This window comes from Kitasatospora sp. NPDC091257 (genome assembly GCF_044757675.1).
GTDB classification, from domain to species: Bacteria; Actinomycetota; Actinomycetes; order Streptomycetales; family Streptomycetaceae; genus Kitasatospora; species Kitasatospora lactacystinica.
This window is the reverse complement of sequence record NZ_JBIVVI010001497.1, coordinates 1-1,874: the sequence shown is the minus strand read 5'-3', so window position 1 is coordinate 1,874 and position 1,874 is coordinate 1. Positions and strand designations below refer to the sequence as shown.

2 protein-coding genes are annotated in these 1,874 nt (G+C 73.1%); both read left to right on the top strand.

The window, feature by feature from the left end:
* On the top strand, positions 1 to 892 hold an 892-nt coding region (locus ACIQOV_RS39685), incomplete at its 5' end, for a hypothetical protein (RefSeq protein WP_401055781.1).
* Between the two features lie 116 nt (positions 893 to 1,008).
* Positions 1,009 to 1,874 (top strand): glutamate--tRNA ligase (locus tag ACIQOV_RS39680; protein ID WP_401055779.1); only part of this gene is annotated, 866 nt, incomplete at its 3' end.

Here is a 1,874-nt window from a genome sequence, read left to right as displayed (position 1 = left end):
CGATCCTCCAAGCCGTACGCACCGACGAGCACGGCGACCTGCTCGACCTGCTCGGCTCCACCACTGCCCAGCGCATCGGCCTACGCCTCCCGCCCTCGCGCTGCGCCGCACGGCCCTCCAGCCCTCGGTCGCCGGGTTCCAGCCGAAGTGGCTGCTGCGGCAGGCGGCCCTGGCCTGGCTGGACCCGCAGATCGCGCTCCACCCGAAGATCGGCAGCGCCGACGGCACGATCCTCCAAGCCGTACGCACCGACGAGCACGGCGACCTGCTCGACCTGCTCGGCTCCACCACTGCCCAGCGCATCGGCCTACGCCTGCCGCCCGAGGCCGAACGCCCCGACCACCCACTGTGGCACGGCGAGGACTGGATCCGTCCGGCCGCCCTGACCGCATGGCTCGACCAACCCGCACCCTGCCCTCGACCCTCCGCCGTCACCCTCAGCAGCCCACCGCCCCCGCCCGCCCTGGATCGCCCACCGCTGCCCGCCGCACGGCACCGGCGCCGTGCTGCCCGCCGACACGTCGCCGCCCTGGCAGCGCTCAACATCGCCCACCAGCTGCTCCCCGGCACGGCCATCCCGCACGCCCGGGCGACCGCCGCCGATCCGGAGCTCGACGAGACGCTCACCGACCTGGCCCGCCGGGCCTGCGCGGTCCCCCTCGTCAGCGGCGCCTCCCAGCCCATGAGCCAGGCCCTCGCCCACTTCCTGCGGCTGCGAGGGCGCCGTGCGACGGCCGTGTACGGCGTCCAGGAGGGGCGCCCCGGGCCCCGGTACTGGGTGGAGACCTCCACGGCCCACGTGGACGTCCACGGTGCGGAAACCCCTCTCACACCCGCCCCGGACATGACGGACCATCACCTGTCGAACTCCCGTCCGATCACGCGACGTTAGAGCAGACCGGGCTGCTCGCTCGCGTACCATGCGGGCCAGCGGCCCGGCCCGCCGGCACCGACCGAACCGCCGCCCGGCCGCCGTCACGGCGAGAACACACCGCACCCGGAGGACCCGTGCTCAACCCCAGCGAGATCGACGCACTCTTCGACCCGGACCTGCCCGAGCCGTCCTTCTGGGAGCAGCAGTACCCCGCCCGCCAGCTGCCTGCCGGCGCGGAGGTCACCCGGTTCTGCCCCAGCCCCACCGGCCACGCGCACATCGGCGGCATCCACGTCGCCGCGATCGACGCGGCCATCGCCCACCAGAGCGGTGGCGTGTACTTCGTGCGCATCGAGGACACCGACCAGGCCCGCGAAGTCGAAGGCGCCGTCGACCGTTTCGACCGCGCCTTTTGGCACTTCGGCGTCGCCTCCGACGAGACCGACGCCACCGGCCTCTACGGGCCCTACACCCAGTCCCAGCGCGCCCGCATCTACCAGACCTACGTCCGCGAGCTGATGCGCCAGGGCCGCGCCTACCCGTGCTTCGCCACGAAGGACGAACTCGAGGCACTGCGCGCCGACCAGCTCGCCACGAAGGTGCCCAGCGGCTACTACGGCCAGTGGGCTCCCTGGCGCGACGCCGACGACGACTCGGTCCGCGAACAGCTCGCCGCCGGCGTCCCGCACGTCGTGCGGTTCCGCTCACCGGGCACCGACGCGGGACGCACCACCTTCACCGACAGGATCCGCGGCACCATCGAGATGGACGACGCCCGCGCCGACACCGTCATCCTCAAGACCTCCGCCAGCCCGCTGCGCCTGCCCACCTACCACCTCGCCCACGCCGTCGACGACCACCTGATGGGCGTCACCATCGTGATCCGGGGCGACGAATGGCTCTCCTCGGTCCCCGTCCACCACCAGCTCTTCGATGCCCTCGGCTTCCCGCGCCGTCGACGACCACCTGATGGGCGTCACCATCGTGATCCGGGGCGACG